A 24399-nucleotide genomic window follows, 5' to 3' on the forward strand; every position below is an offset into this window, starting at 1 on the left:
ATGTAGGCCGGGTGCGAGCGGGCCCGATCCGCCCCACCTACACTGACCGCGTGGATCAGCACGACCTGGACTCCATTCGGGAGGGCATCGCTCGACGCGACGCGGGGGCAGAGGACGAGACCGAGCGCCCGCGCCGGCGCGGGCTGCGGCGTGCCCTCATCGCCATCGGGGTCATCGTGCTCCTCGTCGTCGGGAGTGCCACCGCGTTCGTCGCGTACCTCGGCTACACCGTCAACGACAACGTCACGCAGGAGAACCTGCTTCCCGAGAAGCGGACCCCGATCGAGGCGCCTGACGGCACCCCGGTCAAGGAGACCGGGACCGGGACGAACTACCTCGTCATCGGCGCCGACACCCGCCCCGGCGACGCCGGCCGCTCCGACGTCATCGTCCTCGTCCACGTGCCGGCCGACGGCGAGACGATCCAGATGATCCACTTCCCCCGCGACCTCTACGTCTCCATCCCCGGCCACGGGAAGAACAAGATCAACGCCGCCTACGCGTTCGGCCGCGAGCCGCTGCTCGTCGAGACGATGGAGCAGCTGCTCAAGGTCCGCATCCACCACGTCGCGAAGACGAACTTCGACGGCTTCAAGAAGATGACCGACGCCGTCGGCGGGGTGCGCGTCTACGCCGAGGAGGCGAGCAACGGCAGCGGCAACGGCGGCCCGATCGTCATCAAGAAGGGATGGAACACCCTCAACGGCGAGCAGGCCCTGGGCTTCGTCCGCGAGCGCTACACCCTGAGCGAGGGCGACATCTCGCGCGGCCGCCGCCAGCTGGCCTTCATCAAGGCGCTCTTCCTCAAGGCCACGGCGCCCGAGACGATCACCAACCCGCTGAAGATCGCCAAGTTCACCGATGCCGCCACGGGCAACCTCGTCCTCGACCAGACCCTCACCGTCGGGATGATGCGCGACCAGGCCCTCGCCCTGCGCAACATCCGCTCGGGCGACATCGTCTTCGCGACCGCCCCGTTCACCGGCTACGGCACCTCCCCCGAGGGCGCGTCGATCGACGTCGTCGACACCAAGGGCATGGCCGACCTCGGTGAGGCCCTGCGCACCGACACGATGGACGACTACGGCGACGTCTTCGTCACCCCGTGAGCGAGGGCGTCACTTGACGCGCTTGAGCTCCGCCGACACGTGCGACTGGAGCGGCTGCCCCATCGCCGCCATGTCCATGACCCACAGCAGGTCGCTGTTGACGTAGCCGTACATCCGGTGGGCGGCGGTGTACTCCTTGGCGAACGGGCTGCGCATGACCCCGTCGGTCCGCAGCTCGACCTTGGCGGGCTCGGCCACGCCGGCGTACATCTCGACGACCCCGAACGGGTGGGTGAGCAGGAGCTCGACGTTCGTGCCGTCCTCGGACGCCGGGACCGGCCGCCAGAAGCCCAGCTCGGTCGCGAGCGGCCGGACCTGGTTGCCGTCGTCGTCGAGCAGCCAGGTCTGCGAGCGCCACTCGAGGAAGGGGCGCCCGTCGTGGCGGCAGGTGATCTCCTGCCCGAAGCGTCGCGACTCGATCGTCGGGTAGCCCACGAGTCCGGCACCCGCCCACCGGCCGACGAGCCAGGCGAGGGGGGCGAGGTCCTCGTGGAGGGAGGTGTCGAGCGTGAAGACCATAGGGTGCAGTCTATGGAGTCGCGCGCGACGACCCTCGTCGTCAAGGTCACCTGCGGCACCGAGGCCCTCGAACGGCTGAGCCAGGGCTTCACCGTCGCCTCCACGGCGCTCGCCTCCGGGCTCGAGGTCAGCCTGTGGCTCACCGGTGACGCCACGTGGATGGCCGTCCCCGGCCGGGCGGAGGACGTCGAGCTCCCCCACGCCCCGCCGCTCGCCGAGCTGCGCGACGCCCTCCTCGAGGGAGCGCGCGTCACGGTCTGCGGCCAGTGCGCCGCCCGACGCGACCTCACGCCGGACGCCCTCCTGCCCGGCGCGGTCATCCGCGGGGCGGCGGCGTTCGTCGAGGAGGTCGTCGCGCCCGGCGCCCGCGCGCTCGTCTACTGACGCGCTCGTCCACTGACGCGCCCGCCGGCGGGTGACGTCAGGCGGCGTTGCCGGCCGTCCGGCCAGCGTCAGCCGACGACGGCGAGCGAGAGCACGTAGACGACGACGCCGGGGACGAGCAGGCTCGCCGCGGCCGAGGCGAGCTGCGCCCGGAACGAGCCGATGGCGGGCAGGACGCTGAGGACGCGCCGCACCGCGTGGGCGACCGCGGCGGCGAGGAACCCGGTGAGCGCGGCGGGACCGGTGTCGGGTCCCCCGAGCAGTGCGGCCGCGAGGAGGGCGCCGCCGCCGCCGAGGAGCATCGCGAGGGGGAGCATCCACGGCCGGACCTTCGGGATCCCGGCGACGAGGTCGGCCAGGGAGGACGCCGCGATCGCGGCGAAGGCGACGACGGCGAGGTCGGCGGCGCGCTCGCTGCGGGTCAGCGGGACCCACGGCGACGCCAGGGTCACGGCCGCGATGCCGAACGAGGTCACCGCGATCGACTCGGTGAGCCGGGGCCTGCCGTCGCTGCGCACCATCTGGTGGACGAACATGACCGCGAGGCCGACGATGACCGCCACGGGCACGAGGCGCAGGAAGGGCTCGTCGGGGGGCAGGACGGCTGCCGCCGGCGCGAGGACCGCGACCGTCCCGATCGCCAGCGACGACCCGAACCGGCTCGACGAGCCGTGCAGGGTCGGCCAGCCCCAGGCGAGGACGACGCCGGCCCACGCGAGACCGGCCGCGAGGACGACGGGGTCGGCGAGGACGGCCAGGCCGAGGAGGGCGGCGAGGACGACGGTCGCGACGACGGCCACGGGCCGCGGGACCGTGGCGAGGGCCGGGAGCACGGGCTCGCGCAGCAGGGCGTCACGCCGGGCCCGTCGCGCCGCCCGGGTCTCGGCGACCGCCTGCTCCTCCTCGGGGGTCAGCTCGGTCGCTCGGTCGTCCACGCGCGGCATCCTCCCATCATCCACCGGCGAAGGGCGGCAGGACCTCGACCGCCGAGCCCGCCCGGACGGCGTCGTCGGGGCCGCTGGCGAGGCCGTCGACGAGGACCGTGCACACCGGCAGGACCGCGGCCAGCCCGGGCCGCGCCGCGAGGAGACGGGCCGTCAGCGCCCCGACGGTCGCCTCGGCGGGGACGGTCTCGCCGTCCACTCCCGCGGCCGCGCGGGCCCCGGCCCAGTACCGGACCGTGACCGTCTCACTCGCGCCGACATCCGGACGTTGGGTGTGCATGACCGCCTATCCTGTGGGCGATGGCCCACCTGCTGCTGTTGACGAACACCTTGGCGCCCAGCGCCGAGGTCGTTCCGGCGCTCGGGCTCCTGTCGCACCATGTTCGCATCCTCCCCGCCGAGGGCAGCGCACTCGTCGACGCCCCCCAGGCCGACGTCGTCCTCGTCGACGCCCGCCGCGAGCTCGCGATGGCCAAGTCACTGTGCCGGGTCATCGTCACGACCGGGAGCTCGGCGCCGCTGCTCGTCGTCGTCACCGAGGGCGGCCTCGCCGGCATCACGAGCGACTGGGGCATCGACGACGTCATCCTCGACACCGCCGGGCCGGCCGAGGTCGAGGCGCGGCTGCGGCTGGCCCTCGGCCGCACGGCCGAGGCGATGCCCGAGGAGGGCGGCCCCATCACGGCCGGGGCGCTCGTCATCGACGAGGCGACGTACTCGGTCCGCCTCCGCGGGCGGCTGCTCGACCTCACGTACAAGGAGTTCGAGCTCCTCAAGTACCTCGCCCAGCACCCGGGGCGGGTCTTCACCCGCTCGCAGCTGCTCCAGGAGGTCTGGGGCTACGACTACTTCGGCGGCACCCGCACCGTCGACGTCCACGTGCGGCGGCTGCGCGCCAAGCTCGGCACCGACTACGAGGTCCTCATCGGCACCGTGCGCAACGTCGGGTACCGGTTCGTCCCCGAGGTCGCCGACAGCTTCTCCGAGGTCGAGGGCTGAGGTGAGCCGCACCGAGCGGGTCGTCGAGGTCGACGGCGCCACGGCCGACGTCCTGCGCGGACTGTGGGCCCACGCCGCCGAGGTCGACGGCGTCGGGGCGGTGTCCGAGGCCTTCCGCCTCGCTGTCGGGCCCGCCCGCGAGGGCGTCGTCCACCTCCTGCGTCGCGCCGATGACGACGCGGTCGTCGGGTACGCCCAGGTCGCCGCGGCGGGGACCCCCGACGCCGTCGCCGAGCTCGTCGTCGACCCCGACCACCGCCGGGTGGGGCACGGGCGCGCCCTCCTCGACGCCGCCCTCGCCGAGGGGGCCCGCAGCGTCTGGTCGCACGGGCTCCTCCCGACGGCCGAGGCGCTGGCCGCGTCGGCCGGGCTCACCCTCACCCGCAGCCTCCACCGGATGACCCGACCGCTCACCGATGACGACCGCGCGGATCCCGCTCTGCCGCAGGGGTTCTCGGTGAGGGCCTTCCAGCCCGGCCGGGACGACGAGGCGTGGGTCGCCCTCAACGCGGCGGCGTTCGCGTCGCACCCGGAGCAGGGCCGTCTCACCGTGGCGGACCTCCACGAGCGGATGGAGCAGTCGTGGTTCGACGCCGCCGGCTTCCTCCTCGTCGTGGACGACACGACCGACGAGGTCGTGGCCTTCCACTGGACGAAGGTCGAAGCAGGGCAGGGAACCGGGCGGGCCCACGACGCCAGCGCGGACGAGGTCCGCGACGGCGTCGGGGAGGTCTACGTCGTCGGGGTGGACCCGGCGCACCAGGGGCGCGGCCTCGGAGGGCCGCTCACCGCGCTCGGGCTCGCACACCTCGCCCGGCAGGGCCTGGCCGAGGTCGAGCTCTACGTCGACGGCGACAACACCGCCGCCCGGCGCACCTACGAGCGGCTCGGCTTCACCGACGCCGCCGTCGACGGCCAGTACTCCGTCACCCCCTGACCCCCCGACTTATTGCCCGGAGCCCACGCTCCGACCGCCCTCGGGCGTGGGCTCCGGGCAATAAGTCGGGTGCGCGGGGCGACCTTCCGGTTGCCGGGTCGCTCTGCTCGGGGGAGGGTGCCGGGATGAGCGTCCCCCTCCGCACCGTGGCACCGCCTGTCGGACACCGGCTTCCACACCCGGGACTGCACCGCCGCCGGGTCCTGCTGGGCCGCCGGTGGTGGAGGACGGCTCGCCGTGGCCGCCCGAGGGTGAACACTGGGCGACAAGGGTCACGGCGCCCCGCCGCGACCTGACAGGATTGGGGCATGAGCACGGACACGAACGTCGAGCTCCAGGAGCAGGCCACCGCGCGCGACACCGCGGCCGAGGCCTCCGCCGACGCGCACATCGTCAGCGAGGTCTCCATCGCGAGCGCCTCGGCGAGCGAGACCCGCTCCCACCAGCCCCGGGCCACGAACGGCCGGTTCGTCCGTCCGCCGCAGCCGGCCCCCGTCGAGGACGACGACAGCCTGCCCACCGACCGCTTCCTCGACCGCGAGATCAGCTGGCTGCAGTTCAACGAGCGCGTCCTCCAGCTCGCCGCCGACGAGAACGTCCCGCTCCTCGAGCGGTGCCGCTACCTCGCGATCTTCACCTCGAACCTCGACGAGTTCTTCATGGTCCGCGTCGCCGGGCTCAAGCGCCGCATCGCCACCGGTATCGCGGTGCGCTCGGCGTCTGGCCTCGAGCCGCGCGAGGTCCTCGACCAGATCTCGCACGTCGCCCACGAGCTGATGTCGATGCAGGCCCGCGTCTACGGCGAGCAGGTGCGCCCCGCCCTCGAGACCGAGGGCATCACCATCGTGCGCTGGGACGAGCTCGCCGACGAGGAGCGCGAGCGCCTCGGCACCGTGTTCCGCTCGCGCCTCTTCCCGGTCCTCACTCCCCTGGCCGTCGACCCGGCGCACCCGTTCCCCTACATCTCGGGCCTGTCGCTCAACCTCGCGGTCGTCCTCGTCAACCCGCGCACCGGCAAGGAGCACTTCGCCCGCGTCAAGGTCCCCGAGGTGCTCCCGCGGCTGCTGCGCGTCGAGCCCGGCCCGGAGGAGGACGCGCTCGCCGACATGTACGACACCCGGTTCGTGCCGCTCGAGGACGTCATCTCCGCCAACCTCGAGCACCTCTTCCCCGGGATGGAGGTTCGCGAGCACTTCACCTTCCGGGTCACCCGCAACGAGGACCTCGAGGTCGAGGAGGACGACAACGAGAACCTCCTCACGGCGCTGGAGCGCGAGCTGACCCGCCGCCGCTTCGGCCCGCCGGTGCGCCTGGAGGTCGAGGAGGACATGGACGACCACGTCCTCGACCTCATCGTCCGCGAGATCGGGGTGGCCGCCTCGGAGGTCTACCGCCTCCCGGCCCCGCTCGACATCCGCGCCCTCAACGTCATCGCCGACCTCGAGCGCTCCGAGCTGCACTTCGAGCCGTTCGTCGCCCGCACCAACGCCGACCTCGCCCCCACCGAGAGCGCCAAGGCCCGCGACATCTTCGCCTCGGTGCGCAAGCAGGACGTCCTGCTCCAGCACCCGTACGACTCGTTCTCGACCTCGGTGCAGGCCTTCATCGAGCAGGCCGCGGCCGACCCGCGGGTGCTCGCGATCAAGCAGACGCTCTACCGCACGAGCGGTGACAGCCCGATCCTCGACGCCCTCATCGACGCCGCCGAGGCGGGCAAGCAGGTCCTCGCGGTCGTCGAGATCAAGGCCCGCTTCGACGAGCAGAACAACATCAGCTGGGCCCGCAAGCTCGAGCACGCCGGCGTCCACGTCGTCTACGGCATCGTCGGCCTGAAGACCCACTGCAAGCTCGCCCTCGTCGTGCGCCAGGAGGCCGAGGGGCTGCGCCGCTACTGCCACGTCGGGACCGGGAACTACAACCCCAAGACCGCCCGGATCTACGAGGACCTCGGGCTGCTCACCGACGACGAGCAGGTCGGCGAGGACCTCACCCGCCTGTTCAACCAGCTGTCGGGCATCGCGCCCCGCAGCCGGTTCAAGCGCCTCCTCGTCGCGCCGCGCTCGGTGCGCTCGGGCCTCGTCAGCCACATCGACGCCGAGATCGAGCACGAGCGGGCGAACCCCGGCTCCGGCCAGATCGCCATCAAGGTCAACTCCATCGTCGACGAGCAGATCATCGACGCCCTCTACCGCGCCTCGCAGGCCGGCGTGAAGGTCCAGCTCTGGGTCCGTGGGATCTGCGCGCTGCGCCCCGGCATCCCCGGGGTGTCCGACAACATCGAGGTCCGCTCGATCCTCGGGCGCTTCCTCGAGCACTCTCGCGTCTTCCTCTTCGGCGGGGGCGGCGAGCCGGTCGTCTTCATCGGCAGCGCCGACATGATGCACCGCAACCTCGACCGCCGGGTCGAGGCCCTCGTGCGCCTCACCGACCCGCGCCACGTCGCCGACCTCCAGTCCCTGATCGCCCGCGGCATGAGCGACGAGTACACGCACTGGCGGCTCGGCAGCGACGGCCGCTGGATGCGCCACCACCTCGATGACGACGGCCAGCCGCTCGCCGACCTCCAGACCGCGCTCATCGAGATGCACGCCAAGCGGCGTCGCAAGGCCCGCCGGCGCTGACGCCGCGCACCCCCAGGACGCCGTGTCGCCCACGAGGATCCCTGCCGCCGGGACGCTGCCCTGGCGGCTGCGCGACGAGACCCTCGAGGTCGCCCTCGTCCACCGCCCGCGCTACGACGACTGGTCGTGGGCCAAGGGCAAGCTCGACCCGGGCGAGGACTGGGCGGTGGCGGCCGCGCGCGAGACCGAGGAGGAGACCGGCCTGGTCGTGCGCCTCGGCCCCGCGCTGCCCGAGTCGCGCTACGTCGTCCTCGACCGGGGCGAGCCCGGCGACAAGGTCGTGCGCTACTGGTCGGCCCAGGTCACCGGCGGGCACGGTCGCCTGCTCAACGAGATCGACGAGGTCGTCTGGCTGCCCGTGCCCGAGGCTCACGCCCGTCTCGACTACGCCCGGGACCGCGACCAGCTCCTCGCCCTCGTGCGCCTCCAGCAGGGGGACCGGCTCGACACCTGGCCCCTCGTCCTCGTCCGCCACGCCCACGCCGTCCCGCGCGGCGACTACGACGGCGCCGACGACACGAAGCGGCCCCTGACCGAGGCCGGGTCCGCCCGCGCCCGCGAGCTCGTGCCCGTGCTCGGCGCCTACGGGGTGACCCGCGTGGTCAGCTCCCCCTCGGAGCGGTGCGTGGGCACCGTCGAGCCGTACGCCCGGGCCGTGACGGTGAAGGTCCGGCGCCGCGACGGGCTCTCGGAGGAGGGCCACGCCGAGGCCCCGCTCAAGGCGCGCACCCACGTGCGCCGGCTCCTCGAGCGCGGCGAGCCCGCCCTCCTGTGCTCGCACGGGCCGGTGATGCCCTCGATCCTCGACGAGCTCGCCGGCCGCCTCGACCTCGACGCCGCCGGGGCGGTCGAGGTGGTCGAGGCCTTCGCGGAGGCCCGCGACGACAGGCTCGCCAAGGGCGAGGCGCTCGTGTGCCACGTCGTCGGCACGGGTGACGGCGCGCGGGTCGTCGCCGTCGAGCGCCACCTGCCCTGAGGCCCCCGGCCCACCTGCCCTGAGGCCGCCAGCCCGCGTCCCCTGACGAGCCCGGCCCACCTGCCCTGTGGGGGCGGGTTCCGCTGACCATCCGGACGGTCAATGGCCGGATCCCGTTCACGGGCCGTTCACCCGGGACGGGCCACCGCGTCACCGAGCCTCCTTACCGTCACTGCCATCGGGCGAGGACGCCCGTCCCCATGACCCTTGTCCTCCGAGAGGTACAGACAGTGAGAATTCAGCGTTTCGGCCAGGTGGCGGCTCTCGCCCTGGTCGGGTCGATCGCCCTGGCGGGTTGCGGCTCCGACGACAACACCGGCACCGGCTCGTCGGGTTCCACCTCGGCCGCGGCCGCGAGTGGCGACTGCTTCGACGGCACCCTGAACGCCGAGGGCTCCTCCGCCCAGAAGAACGCGTTCGAGGAGGCCGCCGCCTCCTTCGGCTCGACCTGCTCCGGCGCGACCGTCAACTACAACCCCACCGGCTCCGGCGCGGGCATCAAGCAGTTCATCGCCGGCCAGGTCGACTTCGCCGGCTCCGACTCGGCGCTCAAGACCGAGGAGAAGGACGGCGTCGTCGAGTCCGACGCCGCCGCGGCGTACTGCGGCTCCCCGGCCTGGAACATCCCCATGGTCACCGGCCCGATCGCCATCTCGTACAACCTCGAGGGCGTCGACACGCTCGTCCTCACGCCGGCCGTGGCCGCGGACATCTTCAAGGGCACCATCACCAGCTGGGACGACCCGAAGGTGGCCGCCGTCAACCCCGGTGTCTCGCTGCCGAAGACGGCCGTCAAGGTCTTCTTCCGCTCCGACGAGTCGGGCACGACCGAGAACTTCACCAAGTACCTCAACACCGCGGCCGGCGACGTCTGGACCGACGAGCCCGCCAAGAAGTGGACCGGCAAGGGTGAGGGCAAGGAGAAGTCGGCCGGTGTGGCCGAGGGCGTGAAGTCCACCCCCGGCGGCATCACCTACGTCGAGTGGAGCTACGCCAAGGACAACGACCTCGGCATCGCCCAGGTCGACAACGGCGGCGGCGCGGTCGAGCTGACCGGCGCCTCGGTCGGCAAGGCCGTCGAGGCCGCGACGGCCGACGGCGAGGGCAACGACCTGCGCCTCAAGCTCGACTACGCGACCAAGGAGGCCGGCGCCTACCCGATCCTCCTCGTCACCTACGAGATCGTCTGCTCGAAGAACAAGGACGCCGAGAAGGGCAAGCAGATCAAGGCCTTCCTCAAGCACTTCTCCTCGACCGACGTGCAGAAGGGCCTCGAGGAGATCGGCTACGCCCCGCTCCCCGCGTCGGTCCAGAGCAAGGTCACGACCGCCATCGAGGCGCTGTCCTGACCCACCTCGGGCAGCGGCCCCGGCCGCTGACCTGACCCCGGAGGGGGCGGGCCGACACCGGCTCGCCCCCTCCGCCACGGCCACCGAACGACGACAGGACGAGCGAGGAGACCCGTGTCGACCTCCATCACCGGCTACTCGGCCAGCGACGAGCTGCCCGGACCCGACGGGCGTGAGCCCCTCCAGGGCGACGGCGCCGGCACCGGACGCCTCGGCGACCGGCTCTTCGGCGGGGCGGCCACCGCCTCCGGGGTGTTCGTCATCCTGCTCGTCTCGCTCGTCGGGGTCTTCCTCGTCGCGCAGGCCGTCCCCGCGCTCCAGGCGAACGAGGCCAACTTCCTCACCTCGCGCGAGTGGGCGACATCGGGCACGGCGCCGCGGTTCGGCATCGTCGACCTCCTGTGGGCCACCGTGGTCACCGCCGTCATCGCGATGCTCATCGCGGTCCCCCTCGGCGTGGCCATCGCCCTGTTCATCACGCAGTACGCGCCCCCGTGGCTCTCCCGGCCGGCCGCGGCGACGATCGACCTGCTCGCCGCCGTGCCCTCGATCGTCTTCGGCTTCTGGGGCCTGACGATCGCCGGCCAGTACTTCGAGCCGTTCGCAAACGTCATCGACGGCGCCCTCGGCTGGATCCCGTTCTTCGCCCGCGTCGACGACGGGCCGAGCGCGAAGAGCACCCTGGCGTTCGCGGGGATCATCCTGGCCATCATGGTCCTGCCGATCGTCACGGCCATCTCGCGCGAGGTCTTCGCCCAGGTGCCGACGACGCACAAGGAGGGCGCCCTCGCGCTCGGCGCGACCCAGTGGGAGATGATCCGCACCGCGGCGCTCCCCTTCGGCAAACCCGGCGTCATCAGCGCCGCGATGCTGGGACTGGGCCGGGCCCTCGGCGAGACGCTCGCCGTCACCATCCTGCTGTCCGCCCTCAACGACGGGTCGGCCTTCACCTCGTCGATCTTCAGCGGCGGCGCCACCTTCGCCTCGAAGATCGCCCTCGGCATCCAGGAGGCGAACACGGCGCAGAGCACCGGCGCGCTCATCGCCGCCGGGCTCGTCCTGTTCGTCCTCACCTTCGTCGTCAACGCGATCGCCCGCGTCGTCATCGAGCGCAGGAAGGCCTTCACCGAATGAGCACCCTCGAGCTCGACACCGGCACCCGCGGCGGCGCACCCGCCACGACCCCGCGCCCGATGCTGACCCCGAAGTCGGGGTCACGGGCCGTGCGCGACACCCTCGCCCGCATCGTCATGTGGTCGGCGTTCGCCATCGGCGTCATCCCGCTCGTCTGGATCCTCGTGAGCACCCTCCTCAAGGGCGGCGCGATGCTCCTCGACAGCGCGTGGTGGACCAACTCCCAGGCGGGCATCACCAACCGTCGCGTCGGCGGCGGGGCCGTGCACGCCATCCAGGGCACGCTCATCCAGGCCGCCGTCACCACCGCGATCTCGGTGCCGATCGGTGTGATGACCGCCGTCTACCTCGTCGAGTACGGCCGCGGCCGGCTCGCCAAGGCCGTGTCGTTCATGGTCGACATCCTCACCGGCATCCCCTCGATCGTCGCCGCCCTCTTCATCTACGCGCTGTGGGTGACGACCTTCGGCTTCCAGCGGGTCGCGTTCGCGGTCTGCCTCGCGCTCGTGCTCCTCATGGTCCCCACCGTGGTGCGCTCGACCGAGGAGATGCTCAAGCTCGTGCCCAACGAGCTGCGCGAGGCGTCCTACGCCCTCGGGGTGCCCAAGTGGAAGACGATCATGAAGGTCGTCCTCCCCACCGCCTTCTCGGGCATCGTCACCGGCATCCTGCTCGGCATCGCCCGCGTCATGGGTGAGACCGCCCCGTTGCTCGTCCTCGGCCCGTACACGCAGGTCATCGTCACCGACCTGTTCGCCACGAACATGGCGACCCTGCCGACGATGATCAACCAGAGCCGCAGCGAGAACCTCCAGCCCGCCCTCGACCGGGTCTGGGGCGCCGCGCTCACCCTCATCCTCCTCGTCTTCCTCCTCAACCTGCTGGGTCGCTTCATCGGCCGCTTCAGCAAGGTCAAGGGCTGACCTCCCTCTCCCGCAGCGACGTCCACCCCTCCCCGCACCGACTCCACGGCACGACGAAAGAGCACCGACACCATGGCCAAGCGCATCGACGTCAAGGACCTCGACATCTACTACGGCGACTTCAAGGCCGTCGAGGGCGTCACGATGACCGTCGAGCCCCGGTCCGTGACGGCCTTCATCGGGCCGTCCGGCTGCGGCAAGTCGACCGTCCTGCGGACCCTCAACCGGATGCACGAGGTGATCCCCGGCGGGCGGGTCGACGGCTCGGTCATGCTCGACGACCAGGACCTGTACGCCTCGTCGATGGACCCGGTCGCCGTGCGCCGCACCGTCGGGATGGTCTTCCAGCGCCCGAACCCGTTCCCGACGATGTCGATCCGCGACAACGTCGCGGCGGGGCTGAGGCTCAACGGGATGAAGAACAAGAAGAAGCTCGACGAGGTCGTCGAGCGCTCGCTCAAGGGCGCGAACCTCTGGAACGAGGTCAAGGACCGGCTCGACAAGCCCGGGGCCGGGCTGTCGGGTGGCCAGCAGCAGCGGCTGTGCATCGCGCGCGCCATCGCGGTCAACCCCCAGGTGCTCCTCATGGACGAGCCGTGCTCGGCCCTCGACCCGATCTCGACCCTGGCCATCGAGGACCTCATCAACGACCTCAAGGCCGAGTACACGATCGTCATCGTCACGCACAACATGCAGCAGGCGGCCCGGGTCTCGGACCAGACGGCGTTCTTCAACCTCAAGGCCACCGGGGAGCCCGGCCGGCTCGTCGAGGTCGGCGACACCCAGCGGATCTTCTCCAACCCCACCGAGAAGGCCACCGAGGACTACATCAGCGGCCGCTTCGGCTGACCGCCCCCAGGTCTCCTGACTTATTGCCCAGAACCCACGCGCCGAGGCACGTGGGACGTGGGTCCTGGGCAAGAAGTCGAGGTTGTGGGGCGAGTCGAGTGGGCGGTTGAGGATGTCCACAGGCGGCACTCGCTCGGAGGGCCGTCCACAGGCACAGGGCACCCCCTTCCTCGGCGGCTCCCGCGTGGCCAGCGTGCGTGCCATGGGCCTCGATGACCTCCCACAGCCGTTCACCCGCGCCGAGGCGACATCGGCCGGCGTCTCGGGGCGGCGCCTCGACCTCGCCCTGGGCCGGGGCGACCTCGTGCGCATCGCCCCCGGGGTCTACGCCCTCGCGGCCGGCTGGACGGCCGCCACGCCGTGGGAGCGCCACCGAGCCCTCGCGATCGCCGCGCGACGGGTGACACCCGACGCGATCCTCAGCCACACCAGCGCCGGCGCGCTCCTCGGCCTCCCGATGCCGCCCCGCCCCCCTCCCCGGGCGACCATGACCGTGCTGGATGACGTGCGCACCTCCTCCTCCGACAACTGGCGGGACTTCCATCGCGGAGCGACGCCGCCGTCGCACGTCGTCATCCGGCGAGGGATGCCCGAGCTCGTGCCCGCTCGGACCGTCCTCGACGCGGTTCGCGTCCTGCGTCCTCGCGACGGCCTCGCCCTGCTCGACGGCGCCCTGCGGCGAGGGCTCGTCCGACCCGGAGACCTGCGCGCCATGAGGATCCACCAGCGGCGATGGCCGGGAGTGACCCGGTTCGACGCCCTCCTTTCGCTGGCCGACAGCCGCCGCGAGTCGTGGCTCGAGTCGGCTAGCACGTGGACGATGGCCTCGTGGGCGGTGCCCCTTCCCACGCCTCAGGTGCTCGTCCTCGACGCCTCCGAACGCTTCGTCGCCCGGGTCGACGGCCTGTGGGCCGCGCACGGGGTCGTCGGTGAGGCGGACGGCGCGACGAAGTACGCCCTGGGCGCCTCGGGCACGCTCGACGCGAGAGCCGTCGCCCGCAACGCGGCGGCCCAGCTGAGTCGGGAGGACCGCCTGCGCGACCTCGGACTGGGGGTGGTGCGGTGGGGCACCACCGACCTCGACGAGCCGCTCGTCCTCCGCGACCGCGTCCTGCGGGCCCTCGATCGTGGTGACCCGGCTCGGGTGACCGCCCGGTTGCGCTGCTCGTGCTGCCAGCGCCCCTTGACTGATTGCCCAGAACCGACGCGATTGAGGCCGAACGGGGTGGGTGGTGGGCAATGAGTCAGCGGGGAGGGGGGTCAGAGGGCGACGAGGGCGATGGCGCCGTAGGCGAGCGCCGCGGCGATCCCGGCTCCGGGGAAGGTCAGCACCCACGCGAGGGCGATCTGCCGGGCGACGCCCCACCGCACCGCCTTCGCCGACCTCGTCGAGCCCACCCCCATGATCGCCGACGTGATGGCGTGCGTCGTCGAGATCGGGGCGCCGGTGGCCGTCGCGACGTAGAGCACCGCGGCGGCCGTGGTCTCGGCGGCGAAGCCCTGCGGCGGGTCGAGGTCGATGATCCGTCGCCCCAGCGTCCGCATGATCCGCCAGCCGCCCGCGTACGTCCCGAGGCTGAGGACGACGGCCGACAGCGCGATCGCCCACGCCGGGATCGACTCGTCCCCGGCCGGCCGGTTCCCGCTCGCGATGAGGGCCAGCGCGACGACACCCGCGGTCTTCGACGCGTCCTGCATCCCGTGGCCGAACGCCATCGCGGCGGCCGACACCGTCTGCGCGTACCGGAACCCCCGCGCCGTCGGTCCCGGTCGGGCCGAGCGGAACAGCCACAGGATGGCCGCCATGACGACGAACCCGCCGACGAGCCCCACGACGGGCGACAGGAGCATCGGCACGACGACCTTGTCGAGGATGCTCTCCCACTTCACGGTCGCCCCGCCGGCGAGCGCGGCTCCCCCGAGCCCGCCGATGAGGGCGTGCGACGACGACGAGGGCAGGCCCCGCCACCACGTCAGCATGTTCCAGCCGGTGGCCCCGACGAGCGCCCCGGCGCACACGGCGACCCCGACGCCACCCATCGGCACGTCGATGATGTCGCCGCCGATCGTCTGGGCGACCCGCACCCCGACGAAGGCCCCCAGCAGGTTCATCGCGGCCGCGAGACCCAGGGCGATCCGGGGCGTCAGGGCCCTGGTCGACACCGAGGTCGCGATGGCGTTGGCCGCGTCGTGGAAGCCGTTCGTGTACGTGAAGCCCATCGCCAGCACGACGACGAGCGTGACGGGCAGCCAGTCCACCCGCTCAGGACTCCCGCACGGCGATCGCCTCGACCTTTAGCGCCACGGCCTCGAAGCCGTTCGCCGCGGCCTCGAGCGCGTCGATGATGTCCTTGTGCTTCATCACCGTGATGGGGTCGGCCTTCGGGGTGTTGAACAGCTCGGCGAGCATCCGCCGGTACTGCTTGTTCGCCCGGTTCTCGAGCCGGTTCACCTCGGCCCAGTAGGCGGTGAGCCCCTTCATCGAGCGCAGCCGCGGCATCGCGTCGGCGGTGAGCTCGGCCATCCGCGAGATGACCTCGACCTGCTTCGCCACCCGCGGCAGGACCTCGTCGACGCGGTAGAGCACGATGAGGTCGACCGCCGCCTCGATGAGGCCGACGCAGCTGTCGAGGGCGACCGCGAGCCCGTGCATGTCGGCGCGGTCGAAGGGCGTGACGAAGGAGCCGTTGACCTGCCGCACGATGGCGTGGGTGGCCTCACCGGACGACGCCTCGATCTCGTGGACCCGCTTGAGGATGAGGTCGCGCTCGTCGGCCGAGGCGCCGAGGAGCGTGGTCAGCTCCCCCGCGGCCTCGACGAGGTGGCGCCCGGAGGCGGCGAAGAGCTCGAAGAAGCGGGGGTCCTGCGGGGTGAGGCGGATGCCCACGGGCGGTCTCCAGAAGAGGGGGCCGGACAGTGTGTACAGGCTATGGCCACCGGGAGGACGGCGGGTAGCCGGGGGCGCCCGGTCTCAGGCGCTGTCGGCCGCCCTGGAAGGCTCGACCGCCTCGGCCGGCTCGGCTGCTTCGGCCGTCTCGGCCGGCTCGACCGCCTCGGAGACGTCAGGGGTCTCGGGGGCGCCGGCATCGGGGGCGATGCCGAGGAGCTCGTCGATCTGGTCGTCGCTCATCGGGCCCTCGGCCTGGGAGGCCGCGAGGACCAGGTCTCCGACGAGCTTGATCTCGTTCTCGAGCTGCTCGTCGTTCAACGACGGGTCCGGCATCACGATGTCGAGGCTACGGGGGCCCGGACCCATTGCGGCGGTTGTCCACACCGAAATGACTCGTCCGAACCAGGGACTGTCGAACCTCGTGGTCACAACGGGGGGTGCCGCCCTCACGCAACGCCTCCGACCGCGCGTCGGCATCGGTGGGACGAGGCCGGGACGAGGCCGGGACGAAGGTGGGTGCCGGACCGGGAGCGCCTCACGGCGCGTGGCCGCTCGTAGCGGCTGATGTTGGGACCCGGGGCTGCCGCGGTCCGGCACCCACGGACGACACTAACGCCTCGGTGCCCGCAAGGTGTTCCCGAACGTGCGGACCCGCTCACCTGGCGAGGCTTCGCGCGAACGGGCCCCGGAGGCGTCAGTCGAGGTCGCCGGCGCGCCAGAGCGCGGCGCAGGCCCGCAGGTCGTCGCCGGTCGTGAGCATCGCGGCGCCGGACGTCGTGAGGTCGTGGGCCGCGCCCGGGTCGGTGCCGTCGCGGTCGTGGGCCAGCTCGGCCCGGCCGGCCGCGATGACGGCGCAGAAGGCCGCCGCACGCTCGAGGGCGACGGCGAGGTCGCCCTCGAAGACGCCGGCGAGGATCTGGTCGGCGACCCGCTGGAGCTCCTCCGGCTCGGGTGGCTCGGCGATCCCCGCGACGGCGTGGGCGACATCGGTGAACCGGATGCCCGAGGCGTACTGGCGGCTCGCCTCCTGCGGGCTGCGCCGGACCCACTCGCGCAAGGCGTAGAGGCGCCACAGGGCTCCGGGGAGCGAGCGGGCGGGCCGCGCGGACCAGAGGTCGGCGACGGTCGACAGGCCGAGGTCGTCGACGAGCCCGACGAGCCGCGAGGTCACCTGGGGGTCATGGGCCGCCCGCCCGGTGCCGACGAGGATGGCGGCCGTCTGGTGCGCGACCTCGGTGATCTCGGCGGGCCCGGGGCGCGTGCCACCGTGGGCCTCGAGCGCGTCGGGGCCGAAGGGCACCGGGCGTCGTGGCAGGGGGCGTCCGCCGTCTGAGCTCACCTCACCAGTGTCACACCACGTCCCTCACGGGTCCCTCGGCGCACCCCGCGGCGCGCCGGAGGCCGCTCGACGCGGGCTCAGGCGCGGGTGGTCACCGTGAGCAGCACGACTGCGTCCGTGACCGCCGCGAGGTCGTGGCGCTCCGGTGGGATGACGAGGTGGTCCCCGGCGCCGCCGCTCCACGCCTCGTCACCCGCGGTCAGCCGCACCTCGCCCACGAGGACCTGGAGGGTGGCCTCGCCCGGGGAGTCGTGCTCGCCGAGGGAGTGGCCGGCAGCGAGGGCGATCACCGTCTGGCGCAGGACGTGGTCCTGACCGCCGTGGAGCGTGACGGCCGCGCGACCGCTGCTGGCTCCTTTCGCCTTCTCGAGCTGGTCCCGGCCAAGACTGGTCAGTGACGTGCCGTTCACGGGTGGTCCTCTCGTCGGCCCCCACCATCCCTCCCGCGACGGCGCACGTCCAGTACGCCGACCGCCTCCCCCACGTTTGAGGCGTCCCCACGGGGTTAGGTTGGAGGAGCCGCCGACGACGGCGAGCCCCGCGCAGCGTGACGACGCCGGATCGCAGGGTGACGACGCTGCACCGCAGCACGAGACGGACGAGTCCGGGAGGACGGCATGGCCACCGAGGGAACCGCCGCGGCGAAGGAGCGCACCGCGCCCGAGCCCGACGCCGCCCACAAGCCCGACTCCCCCAGCGATCTCGACCGGCCGGGCTGGACGTACACCGCCAAGGCCGCGTTCGCCGAGTTCCAGCGCGACCAGTGCACCGACCTGTCGGCCGCGCTCACGTACTACTCGGTGCTCTCGGTCTTCCCGGCCATCCTCGCCCTCGTCTCCCTCCTCGGCGTCTTCGGGCAGGGCGAGTCGACGACCCAGGCGATGCTCGACATCGTCCGCCAGCTCGGTCAGGGCGACACCGCCACCCAGCTCGAGGGCCCGATCAGCGAGATGGTCGGGGCGAGCGGCGCGGGGATCGCCCTCGTCATCGGCATCGGGACCGCCCTGTTCTCCGCGTCGGGGTACGTCGGGGCGTTCGGCCGCGCGATGAACCGCGTCTACCAGGTCGACGAGGGGCGCCCTGTCTGGAAGCTGCGCCCCCAGCAGGTCCTCATCACCCTGGGCCTCGTCATCATGGCGGCGGTCGTCCTCGTGGCCCTCGTCGTCAGCGGGCCGGTCGCCGAGGCCGTCGGTCGCGCCATCGGGCTCGAGGGCGCGACCGTCACGACGTGGAACATCGCGAAGTGGCCGGTCATCCTCCTCGTCGTCATCGCGATGGTCGCCGTCCTCTACTACTGGACGCCGAACGTCCGCCAGCCCCGCTTCCGCTGGGTCTCGGTGGGGGCGGCGGTCGCCATCCTCATCTGGGTGCTGGCCTCCGTCGGGTTCGGCGTCTACGTCACGAGCTTCGGCTCGTACGCGAAGACCTACGGCTCGCTCGCCGGCGTCATCGTCTTCCTCCTGTGGCTGTGGATCACCAACCTCGCGCTGCTGTTCGGCGCCGAGGTCGACGCCGAGCTCGAGCGGGCGCGCGAGCTGCAAGCGGGCATCCGCGCCGAGCGGACGCTGCAGCTGCCGCCGCGGGACGACTCCGGGTCGGTCAAGGCCGCGGAGAAGCTGGAGAAGCGGGTCCTCGAGGGCCGGCGGATCCGGCTGGATGCCGAGCTCGATGCTGAGAACGAGGCCGCTGACGGCACGGTTGGCGCGCGCGCGACGGGGTACGGCTCCGTGCGTGCCCGCGACCGACACCCCCGATCCCGATCCGCCTCTCACGACGAGGTGGAGCTCGAACCCCTCCCCTCCGAGACCGCCCGGTCAGCGGGCCACGCGGGGCGCTGACCCCATGGCTCGACAGACCTTCGACAATGCAGGTGACACGCCGTCCCCGACGCCGTCCGACGGCGCCTATGCTCAGCCCCGTGACTTCCCGGACACCTCGATGAACCGCCTCGCGGGCGGCCTCGTCCTCGGCGGTCGCTACCAGCTCGCCTCCCGCATCGCGTCCGGTGGCATGGGCGACGTCTGGGAGGGGACCGACACCGTCCTCGACCGCTCGGTCGCCGTCAAGGTGCTGCGGCCCGGCACCGACGAGGAGGTCTTCGCGCGGCGCTTCCGCAGCGAGGCCCTCTACGCCGCCAACCTCGCGCACCCCAACGTCGCGACCGTCCTCGACTACGGCGAGGACGACGACCTCGCCTACCTCGTCCTCGAGCTCGTCCCCGGGGAGCCGCTGTCGGCGCTCGTCCAGCGGGAGGGCGCGCTCGACCCCGCGACGGTCCGCTCGATCGTCGGCCAGGCGGCCCTCGCCCTCGGCGCCGCGCACGAGGCCGGCGTCGTCCACCGCGACGTCAAGCCCGCGAACATCCTCGTGACCCCCGAGGGAGTCGTGAAGCTCACCGACTTCGGCATCGCGCGTGCGGTCGACGGCTCGGGCCACACCCAGACCGGCGAGGTGCTCGGCACCCCCCACTACCTCTCCCCCGAGCAGGCGCTCGGCGAGCCGGCCACCGGCGCCTCCGACCTGTACGCCCTCGGGGTCGTGGCCCACGAAATGCTCACCGGGCGCCGGCCGTTCGACAAGGGGACGCCGGTCGCGACCGCGCTCGCCCAGGTCAACGAGCCCCCGCCGCCGCTCCCTCCGCACGTGCCCGCCGGCCTGCGGGCGCTCATCGACCAGTGCCTGGCGAAGAAGCCGGAGGAGCGGCCCGCCAGTGCCCGCGAGCTCGGCGAGCGCCTCGGCCTCCCCGAGGAGGACCTCCCGGCCGCCGGCCCGTCGGCCTCCACCGTCATGGGCAGCGCCGAGCTCGACGAGGCGCACGCCGACGAGCGGCGGGCCGCTGCGCCCACCTGGTCCGGCTCCGACCCGACGCCGACTCCCGAGTCGACCGCGGTCGTCCGGCCGCCCCGGGGCCACGTCCACTGGGCGTGGGTCCCGACCATCAGCATCGTCGTCCTCGCCGTCGCGGTGGCCTGGTACGGCTTGACCCACTGAGGGGTGGGGTCGACCGGGGGTGGGCGTGCTGCTCGCCCCCGGTCGGTGTTCTTGGGGGCTGCGCGCGCTGGGCCATACTGTCCGTGGCCGACGGGGAGCCCCTCGGCCGGGGCCTCTAGCTCAATTGGCAGAGCTGCGGACTTTTAATCCGTAGGTTGTGGGTTCGAGCCCCACGGGGCCCACCCGTAGCCGGAGTTCGGATGGCGACCCGTGTCGCCGCGTTCGTGGGCGAGGATCGCCCCATGACGACGACCGACGACCTGCTCCCCCGCCTGGCCGGCCTCTCGACGACGAGCCTCGTCGACGCCTCGCCCTCCCTGCGCGTCCTGCCGGCCCGCCTGCGCCCCGTCGTGCCGGGCCGCCACCTCGTCGGCCGCGTCGTCACCGCCAGGGCCAACCGCGACCTCATGTCCGTCATCCACGCGCTGCGCGACGCGGGGCCCGGGGACGTCCTCGTCGTCGACGCCGGCGGGGACGAGCGCGCGGTCGCCGGTGAGCTCTTCGGCACCGAGGCCCTGCGGCGCGGCCTCGCGGGCATCGTCGTCCTCGGCCGGTCGCGCGACACGGCCACCCTCGCCGGGCTGCCGCTGCCGGTCTGGTCGACGGGCAGCGCCCCGAACGCGTACCCGGCGACGGCCCTGCCGGAGACCGGGACCACCCTCGACCTCGACGGCGTCAGGGTCGACCCGGGTGAGATCGTCGTCGGCGACGACGACGGCCTCCTCGTGGGCTCGCGGGCCGAGCTCGCGGCCGCCGTCGACGGGGCCGAGGCCATCGAGGCGAGGGAGAAGGCCCTGCAGGCCCGGATGCTCGAGGGCGCCTCGCTCTTCGAGGTCATGAACTACGACGAGCACCTGGCCGCGCTGCGCGACGGGCGCCCGGGCGGTCTGGCCTTCGGCTGACGCGTCTGCCCCACCCGCCTCCCCACCGACCGCAGGAGACCCGACATGACCTCGTTCGCCCGTCGCGCCGAGCGCGTGCAGCCATCGGCGATCCGCGAGTTCCTCTCTCTCGCAGGAGATCCGCGGATCACGTCGTTCGCGGGCGGCTACCCCGACCCGACGCTCTTCCCCATGGCCGACCTGCACGCCATCTACGACGGGCTGCTCTCGGCGGGGAACGCCTCGGCCTTGCAGTACACGGCCTCGGAGGGCCTGCCGGAGCTGCGCGCCCTCGTCGCCGCCCGGCTCACCGCCGACGGGATGCCCTGCGGCGCCGACGACGTCCTCATCACCCAGGGTGGCCAGCAGGGTCTCGACCTCACGGCCAAGCTCTTCGTCGACGCGGGCGACGTCATCGTGGCCGAGCGGCCGACCTTCCTCGGGGCGCTCATCGCGTTCAACCCGTGCGAGCCCGACTACCGGTCGGTCCCCATGGACGAGGAGGGCATGGACACCGACGCCCTCGAGGAAGTCCTGCGCACGACCGAGCGGGTCAAGCTCGTCTACACCGTCCCGGACTTCCAGAACCCCACGGGCCGCACGATGAGCCTCGCCCGGCGGCAGCGCCTCGTCGAGCTCGCCGAGGAGTACGACGTCGTCGTCCTCGAGGACACCCCGTACCGCGAGCTGCGGTACGAGGGCGAGCGCCTCCCGACGATCAAGAGCCTGGACACCACGGGCCGGGTCGTCCACCTGGGCAGCTTCTCGAAGATCCTCGCGCCCGGGCTCCGCCTCGGCTGGGCCCTCGCGACTCCCGAGGTCCGGGAGAAGCTCGCCCTGCTCAAGCTCGCGGCCGACACCCAGAACGGCACGCTGAACATGCGCGCGGCCGCGGCCTACCTCGCCGGCTACGACATCGAGGCGCACATCGCCGGCATGCTCCCGACGTACCGGCACCAGCGCGACCTCATGCTCGCGACGATGCAGGAGCACTTCCCCGCAGGCACCACGTGGACCCGCGCGGAGGGCGGCCTCTTCACGTGGGTCAGCTTCCCCGAGCGACTCGACGTCGCCGCCTTCCAGCGCGACACCCTCATCCCCAGGGCGGGCATCATCATCGTGCCGGGGGCGCCGTTCTTCGCCGACCACCCTGAGGGCAACCATGCGCGGATGAGCTACTCCGGCGTGCCCGACGAGCGGCTGGTCGCGGGCGTCCGCTCGATGGGCGAGCTCCTGAGGCAGGCGCTCGCCTGAGACCCGAGCGGCGCGTCCTTCACCCACAAGGCAACTCGACCCGTCGGCCGGCGTGACGGTCCCTCGTTCGTCAGCGGCCCCTGGCTTCTCCCACTAGGTTCTGACGGGTGCCCCTCTCCTCCCGCCACACCATCGGCATATCCCTGGCAACCATGACGGTCTTCATCCTCGGAGGATGCTCCAGCGAGGCGCCACATGCGATGCCAGATGTCGTCGGGAAGACACTGGATCTGGCCAAGAGCGACGTCAAGCGTGCCGGAATCGAGGACGACGTCGAGGTGCTCGGCGGAGGGATGCTCGGGATCCTGGTCGAGTCGAACTGGACGGTCTGCGGCCAGGAGCCAGCAACGGGGTCGCCCGTCAGCGATCCCCCGCGGCTCACCGTCGATCGCGGGTGCGAGGGCGAGGGTGGCGAGTCCGTGGAGCCAGAACCGACGCCTGCGCCGGAAACCACCGCGCAGGAACCGGAGGCAGAGCCGGAACCGGAGGCCAGTCCCTATGCCGGACCGAAGTACGACGTCGTCGTCGTCGACGCGGACCAAGGCCCCGCGGGCCTGAACCAGTACTGGGTCCACACGGGCAGGCTCGACTACGCGACCACGGCGTACAGGAACCAGGTCAAACGGATCATCGAGGACATCGCACTGACAGAGGGCTCGAACCGCTTCTTCGCGGAGATCGTCACCGAACGCGATATCGCCCTGGCAGAGTCGCCGTCCACGTACGAGGACTTCATCGAGGAGCACGGGATGGAGTACGCCATCAAGGAGATCCCCAAGAGGGAGAGGAAGGGCTACGTCGCGAGCTACTCGGGCGGCTACGACTTCGACCTCGGCGAAGCGAGCGAGGATGACGCGGCGTTCGGCATCGACTGGTGGCCGGCCGCCGACACGCAGAACGAGAAATGGAAGCCGTCGGCCACCGGGTAGGCCCCTTTGCGCGCGAGATCCTCCAACCCACCCGCCCTCTCGAGAGCAGAACCATGTCCCGTCAGCGTTACGGCTTGATCAACTTCGCCTTCGACTGCATCCTTTGCCTGCTGACTGGTGGGTTGTGGCTGATCTGGATCTTCGTCCGCGAGATGCGCAACCGCTGACGGAAACCTCGCTGACGGAGATCGACGACTGACCCGAGCCTGCGCCAGAGGACGGGATCCGGGGTTGACCCCGAGCCCGGTCGGGTCAGAGGCGGACGACCATCTTGCCGGTGTTGTCGCCGCGCAGGACGCCGAGGAAGGCGTCGACGGCGTGGTCGAGCCCGTCGACGAACGTCTCGCGGGACTGGAGCCGGCCCTCGCCGATCCACTGCGTCGCGTGCTGCGCGTACTCGCGGGCGAGGTCCCAGTGGTCGCCGACGAGGAAGCCCTCGATGCGGCCGCGCGTCTGGATGAGGCGGGAGAGGTTGCGCGGGCCGGGCGCGGGCTCGGTGTCGTTGTAGACCGAGATGGCGCCGCAGATCGCGATGCGCCCGTTGAGGCGCAGCGAGCCGATCGCGGCCTCGAGGTGCTCACCGCCGACGTTGTCGAAGTAGACGTCGATGCCGTCGGGCGCGGCCTCGCGCAGCTGGCGGGACACCGGACCGTCCTTGTAGGAGAACGCCGCGTCGAAGCCGAGGTCGTCGATGACGTGGCGGACCTTCTCGGCCGAGCCCGCCGACCCGATGACGCGGCTCGCACCGAGTGCCTTGGCGACCTGCCCGACGACGCTCCCCACGGCGCCGGCGGCACCCGAGACGAACACGACGTCGCCGCGCTTGACCTCGAGGATCCGCGTCAGACCGGCGTACGCGGTGAGCCCGGTCATCCCGAGCACACCGAGGTAGGCGGTCGCCGGGACCGCGGACACGTCGACGACCCGCGCGGACGACGCGTCGAGGACGGCCGCCTCCCGCCAGCCCATGCCGTGGAGGACGTGGTCACCGACGGCGACCGCGTCAGAGCGCGACTCCTCGACGACGCCGACGGCGCCACCCTCCATCGCGGCGCCCAGCTCGTACGGGGCGGCGTACGACTTGGCGTCGCTCATCCGGCCGCGCATGTACGGGTCGACCGACATCGCGATGTTCCGGACCCGGACCTGCCCTTCCTCGACCTTCGGCAGGAGGCTCTCGACGACCTCGAAGTCGGCGGGTGTGGGCCAGCCGACCGGGCGGGAGACGAGGCGCACCTCGCGCGGGGCGGCGGGCGTGGCGGGTGCGGCGGGCTGGGCGGTGTCGGACATGACGGCCTTCCGGACGGGAGCAGGGACAGGACGTCGAGGTCCAACCGTCCCGCTGCCCGCCCTATGCCGTGACCCCCGCCA

Annotated in this window: 25 protein-coding genes and 1 tRNA gene; 17 read left to right on the forward strand and 9 right to left on the reverse strand. The window is 72.3% G+C overall.

The annotated features are described in order from the left end of the window. Positions 1-50: 50 nt before the first annotated feature. Positions 51-1109 carry an LCP family protein gene (locus tag ACFWN3_RS08055; RefSeq protein ID WP_377645091.1) on the forward strand — a complete coding sequence of 353 codons (1059 nt, stop codon included), beginning with the start codon at positions 51-53 and terminating at the stop codon, positions 1107-1109. 9 nt (positions 1110-1118) lie between these two features. On the opposite strand, the gene ACFWN3_RS08060 is transcribed toward ACFWN3_RS08055, so the two are convergent. Continuing rightward, complete coding sequence (locus tag ACFWN3_RS08060; RefSeq protein ID WP_377645092.1) at positions 1119-1628, reverse strand: FABP family protein; 510 nt, start codon at positions 1626-1628, stop codon at positions 1119-1121. A 12-nt stretch (positions 1629-1640) separates the two neighbouring features. On the opposite strand from ACFWN3_RS08060, the gene ACFWN3_RS08065 reads away from it, so the two are divergent. Then, a complete protein-coding gene (locus ACFWN3_RS08065) occupies positions 1641-2012 on the forward strand; it encodes a DsrE family protein (protein WP_377645094.1) in 372 nt (123 codons plus the stop codon). 68 nt (positions 2013-2080) lie between these two features. Here the strand turns inward: ACFWN3_RS08065 and ACFWN3_RS08070 are convergent, their stop codons facing one another. Both ACFWN3_RS08070 and ACFWN3_RS08075 read right to left on the reverse strand, forming a co-directional pair. Then, positions 2081-2947, reverse strand: a complete 867-nt coding sequence (locus ACFWN3_RS08070) for a hypothetical protein (RefSeq protein ID WP_377645097.1) — start codon at positions 2945-2947, stop codon at positions 2081-2083. 16 nt (positions 2948-2963) lie between these two features. Continuing rightward, positions 2964-3236 (reverse strand): MoaD/ThiS family protein, encoded by a 273-nt coding sequence (locus ACFWN3_RS08075; protein ID WP_377645099.1) that lies wholly within the window; start codon positions 3234-3236, stop codon positions 2964-2966. Between the two features lie 20 nt (positions 3237-3256). Between ACFWN3_RS08075 and ACFWN3_RS08080 the strand changes: the two genes are divergently transcribed. From ACFWN3_RS08080 to ACFWN3_RS08120, 9 genes are all read left to right on the forward strand, one after another. Then, positions 3257-3955 (forward strand): winged-helix domain-containing protein, encoded by a 699-nt coding sequence (locus ACFWN3_RS08080; protein WP_377645101.1) that lies wholly within the window; start codon positions 3257-3259, stop codon positions 3953-3955. Between the two features lies 1 nt (position 3956). Further along, complete coding sequence (gene mshD / locus ACFWN3_RS08085; protein ID WP_377645103.1) at positions 3957-4892, forward strand: mycothiol synthase; 936 nt, start codon at positions 3957-3959, stop codon at positions 4890-4892. Positions 4893-5200: 308 nt separating this feature from the next. Continuing rightward, entirely contained in the window at positions 5201-7513 is a 2313-nt protein-coding gene (locus tag ACFWN3_RS08090; protein WP_377645104.1) for an RNA degradosome polyphosphate kinase, read from the forward strand. A 22-nt stretch (positions 7514-7535) separates the two neighbouring features. Next, positions 7536-8489, forward strand: a complete 954-nt coding sequence (locus ACFWN3_RS08095; protein ID WP_377645106.1) for an NUDIX domain-containing protein — start codon at positions 7536-7538, stop codon at positions 8487-8489. 230 nt (positions 8490-8719) lie between these two features. Then, positions 8720-9838 (forward strand): phosphate ABC transporter substrate-binding protein PstS, encoded by a 1119-nt coding sequence (gene pstS, locus ACFWN3_RS08100; RefSeq protein ID WP_377645108.1) that lies wholly within the window; start codon positions 8720-8722, stop codon positions 9836-9838. Positions 9839-9952: 114 nt separating this feature from the next. Beyond that, positions 9953-10972 carry a phosphate ABC transporter permease subunit PstC gene (gene pstC / locus ACFWN3_RS08105; protein WP_377645110.1) on the forward strand — a complete coding sequence of 340 codons (1020 nt, stop codon included), beginning with the start codon at positions 9953-9955 and terminating at the stop codon, positions 10970-10972. Next, positions 10969-11895 (forward strand): phosphate ABC transporter permease PstA, encoded by a 927-nt coding sequence (gene pstA / locus ACFWN3_RS08110; protein ID WP_377645112.1) that lies wholly within the window; start codon positions 10969-10971, stop codon positions 11893-11895. The genes pstC and pstA overlap by 4 nt, the downstream gene beginning before the upstream one ends. A 72-nt stretch (positions 11896-11967) precedes the next feature. Further along, positions 11968-12744, forward strand: a complete 777-nt coding sequence (gene pstB / locus ACFWN3_RS08115) for a phosphate ABC transporter ATP-binding protein PstB (RefSeq protein ID WP_377645114.1) — start codon at positions 11968-11970, stop codon at positions 12742-12744. A 202-nt stretch (positions 12745-12946) separates the two neighbouring features. Then, entirely contained in the window at positions 12947-13987 is a 1041-nt protein-coding gene (locus ACFWN3_RS08120; RefSeq protein WP_377645116.1) for a type IV toxin-antitoxin system AbiEi family antitoxin domain-containing protein, read from the forward strand. Positions 13988-14004: 17 nt separating this feature from the next. Here ACFWN3_RS08120 and ACFWN3_RS08125 read toward each other — a convergent pair whose 3' ends face one another. The 5 genes from ACFWN3_RS08125 to ACFWN3_RS08145 all read right to left on the reverse strand — a co-directional run bounded on the left by ACFWN3_RS08125 (position 14005) and on the right by ACFWN3_RS08145 (position 17383). Next, entirely contained in the window at positions 14005-15003 is a 999-nt protein-coding gene (locus ACFWN3_RS08125) for an anion permease (RefSeq protein WP_377645118.1), read from the reverse strand. A gap of 4 nt (positions 15004-15007) precedes the next feature. Next, positions 15008-15631: a DUF47 domain-containing protein gene (locus ACFWN3_RS08130; RefSeq protein WP_377645120.1), complete on the reverse strand. Its 624-nt coding sequence runs from the start codon at positions 15629-15631 to the stop codon at positions 15008-15010. 84 nt (positions 15632-15715) lie between these two features. Then, complete coding sequence (locus ACFWN3_RS08135; RefSeq protein ID WP_377645122.1) at positions 15716-15970, reverse strand: hypothetical protein; 255 nt, start codon at positions 15968-15970, stop codon at positions 15716-15718. Between the two features lie 358 nt (positions 15971-16328). After that, complete coding sequence (locus ACFWN3_RS08140) at positions 16329-16973, reverse strand: hypothetical protein (RefSeq protein ID WP_377645124.1); 645 nt, start codon at positions 16971-16973, stop codon at positions 16329-16331. A 77-nt stretch (positions 16974-17050) separates the two neighbouring features. Continuing rightward, a complete protein-coding gene (locus ACFWN3_RS08145; RefSeq protein ID WP_377645126.1) occupies positions 17051-17383 on the reverse strand; it encodes a cupin domain-containing protein in 333 nt (110 codons plus the stop codon). Between the two features lie 207 nt (positions 17384-17590). On the opposite strand from ACFWN3_RS08145, the gene ACFWN3_RS08150 reads away from it, so the two are divergent. The 6 genes from ACFWN3_RS08150 (at position 17591) to ACFWN3_RS08175 (ending at position 23028) form a co-directional block, all read left to right on the forward strand. Next, a complete protein-coding gene (locus ACFWN3_RS08150; protein ID WP_377645128.1) occupies positions 17591-18811 on the forward strand; it encodes a YihY/virulence factor BrkB family protein in 1221 nt (406 codons plus the stop codon). A gap of 100 nt (positions 18812-18911) precedes the next feature. Beyond that, a complete protein-coding gene (locus ACFWN3_RS08155) occupies positions 18912-19964 on the forward strand; it encodes a serine/threonine-protein kinase (RefSeq protein WP_377645130.1) in 1053 nt (350 codons plus the stop codon). A gap of 109 nt (positions 19965-20073) precedes the next feature. After that, positions 20074-20146 (forward strand) — tRNA-Lys (locus tag ACFWN3_RS08160). A gap of 60 nt (positions 20147-20206) precedes the next feature. Beyond that, positions 20207-20866, forward strand: coding sequence for an RraA family protein (locus ACFWN3_RS08165; protein WP_377645131.1), 660 nt, complete (start codon positions 20207-20209; stop codon positions 20864-20866). 45 nt (positions 20867-20911) lie between these two features. Continuing rightward, the gene (locus tag ACFWN3_RS08170) at positions 20912-22099 is read left to right on the forward strand and encodes a PLP-dependent aminotransferase family protein (RefSeq protein ID WP_377645132.1); all 1188 of its coding nucleotides are present in this window, start codon (positions 20912-20914) and stop codon (positions 22097-22099) included. 107 nt (positions 22100-22206) lie between these two features. Next, positions 22207-23028 carry a PASTA domain-containing protein gene (locus tag ACFWN3_RS08175; protein WP_377645134.1) on the forward strand — a complete coding sequence of 274 codons (822 nt, stop codon included), beginning with the start codon at positions 22207-22209 and terminating at the stop codon, positions 23026-23028. Between the two features lie 252 nt (positions 23029-23280). On the opposite strand, the gene ACFWN3_RS08180 is transcribed toward ACFWN3_RS08175, so the two are convergent. Beyond that, on the reverse strand, positions 23281-24318 hold the full coding sequence (locus ACFWN3_RS08180) for an NADP-dependent oxidoreductase (protein ID WP_377645135.1): 1038 nt from the start codon (positions 24316-24318) through the stop codon (positions 23281-23283). Positions 24319-24399 lie beyond the last annotated feature (81 nt).

Source organism: Oryzobacter terrae (genome assembly GCF_042756445.1).
Taxonomy (GTDB): domain Bacteria; phylum Actinomycetota; class Actinomycetes; order Actinomycetales; family Dermatophilaceae; genus Oryzobacter; species Oryzobacter terrae.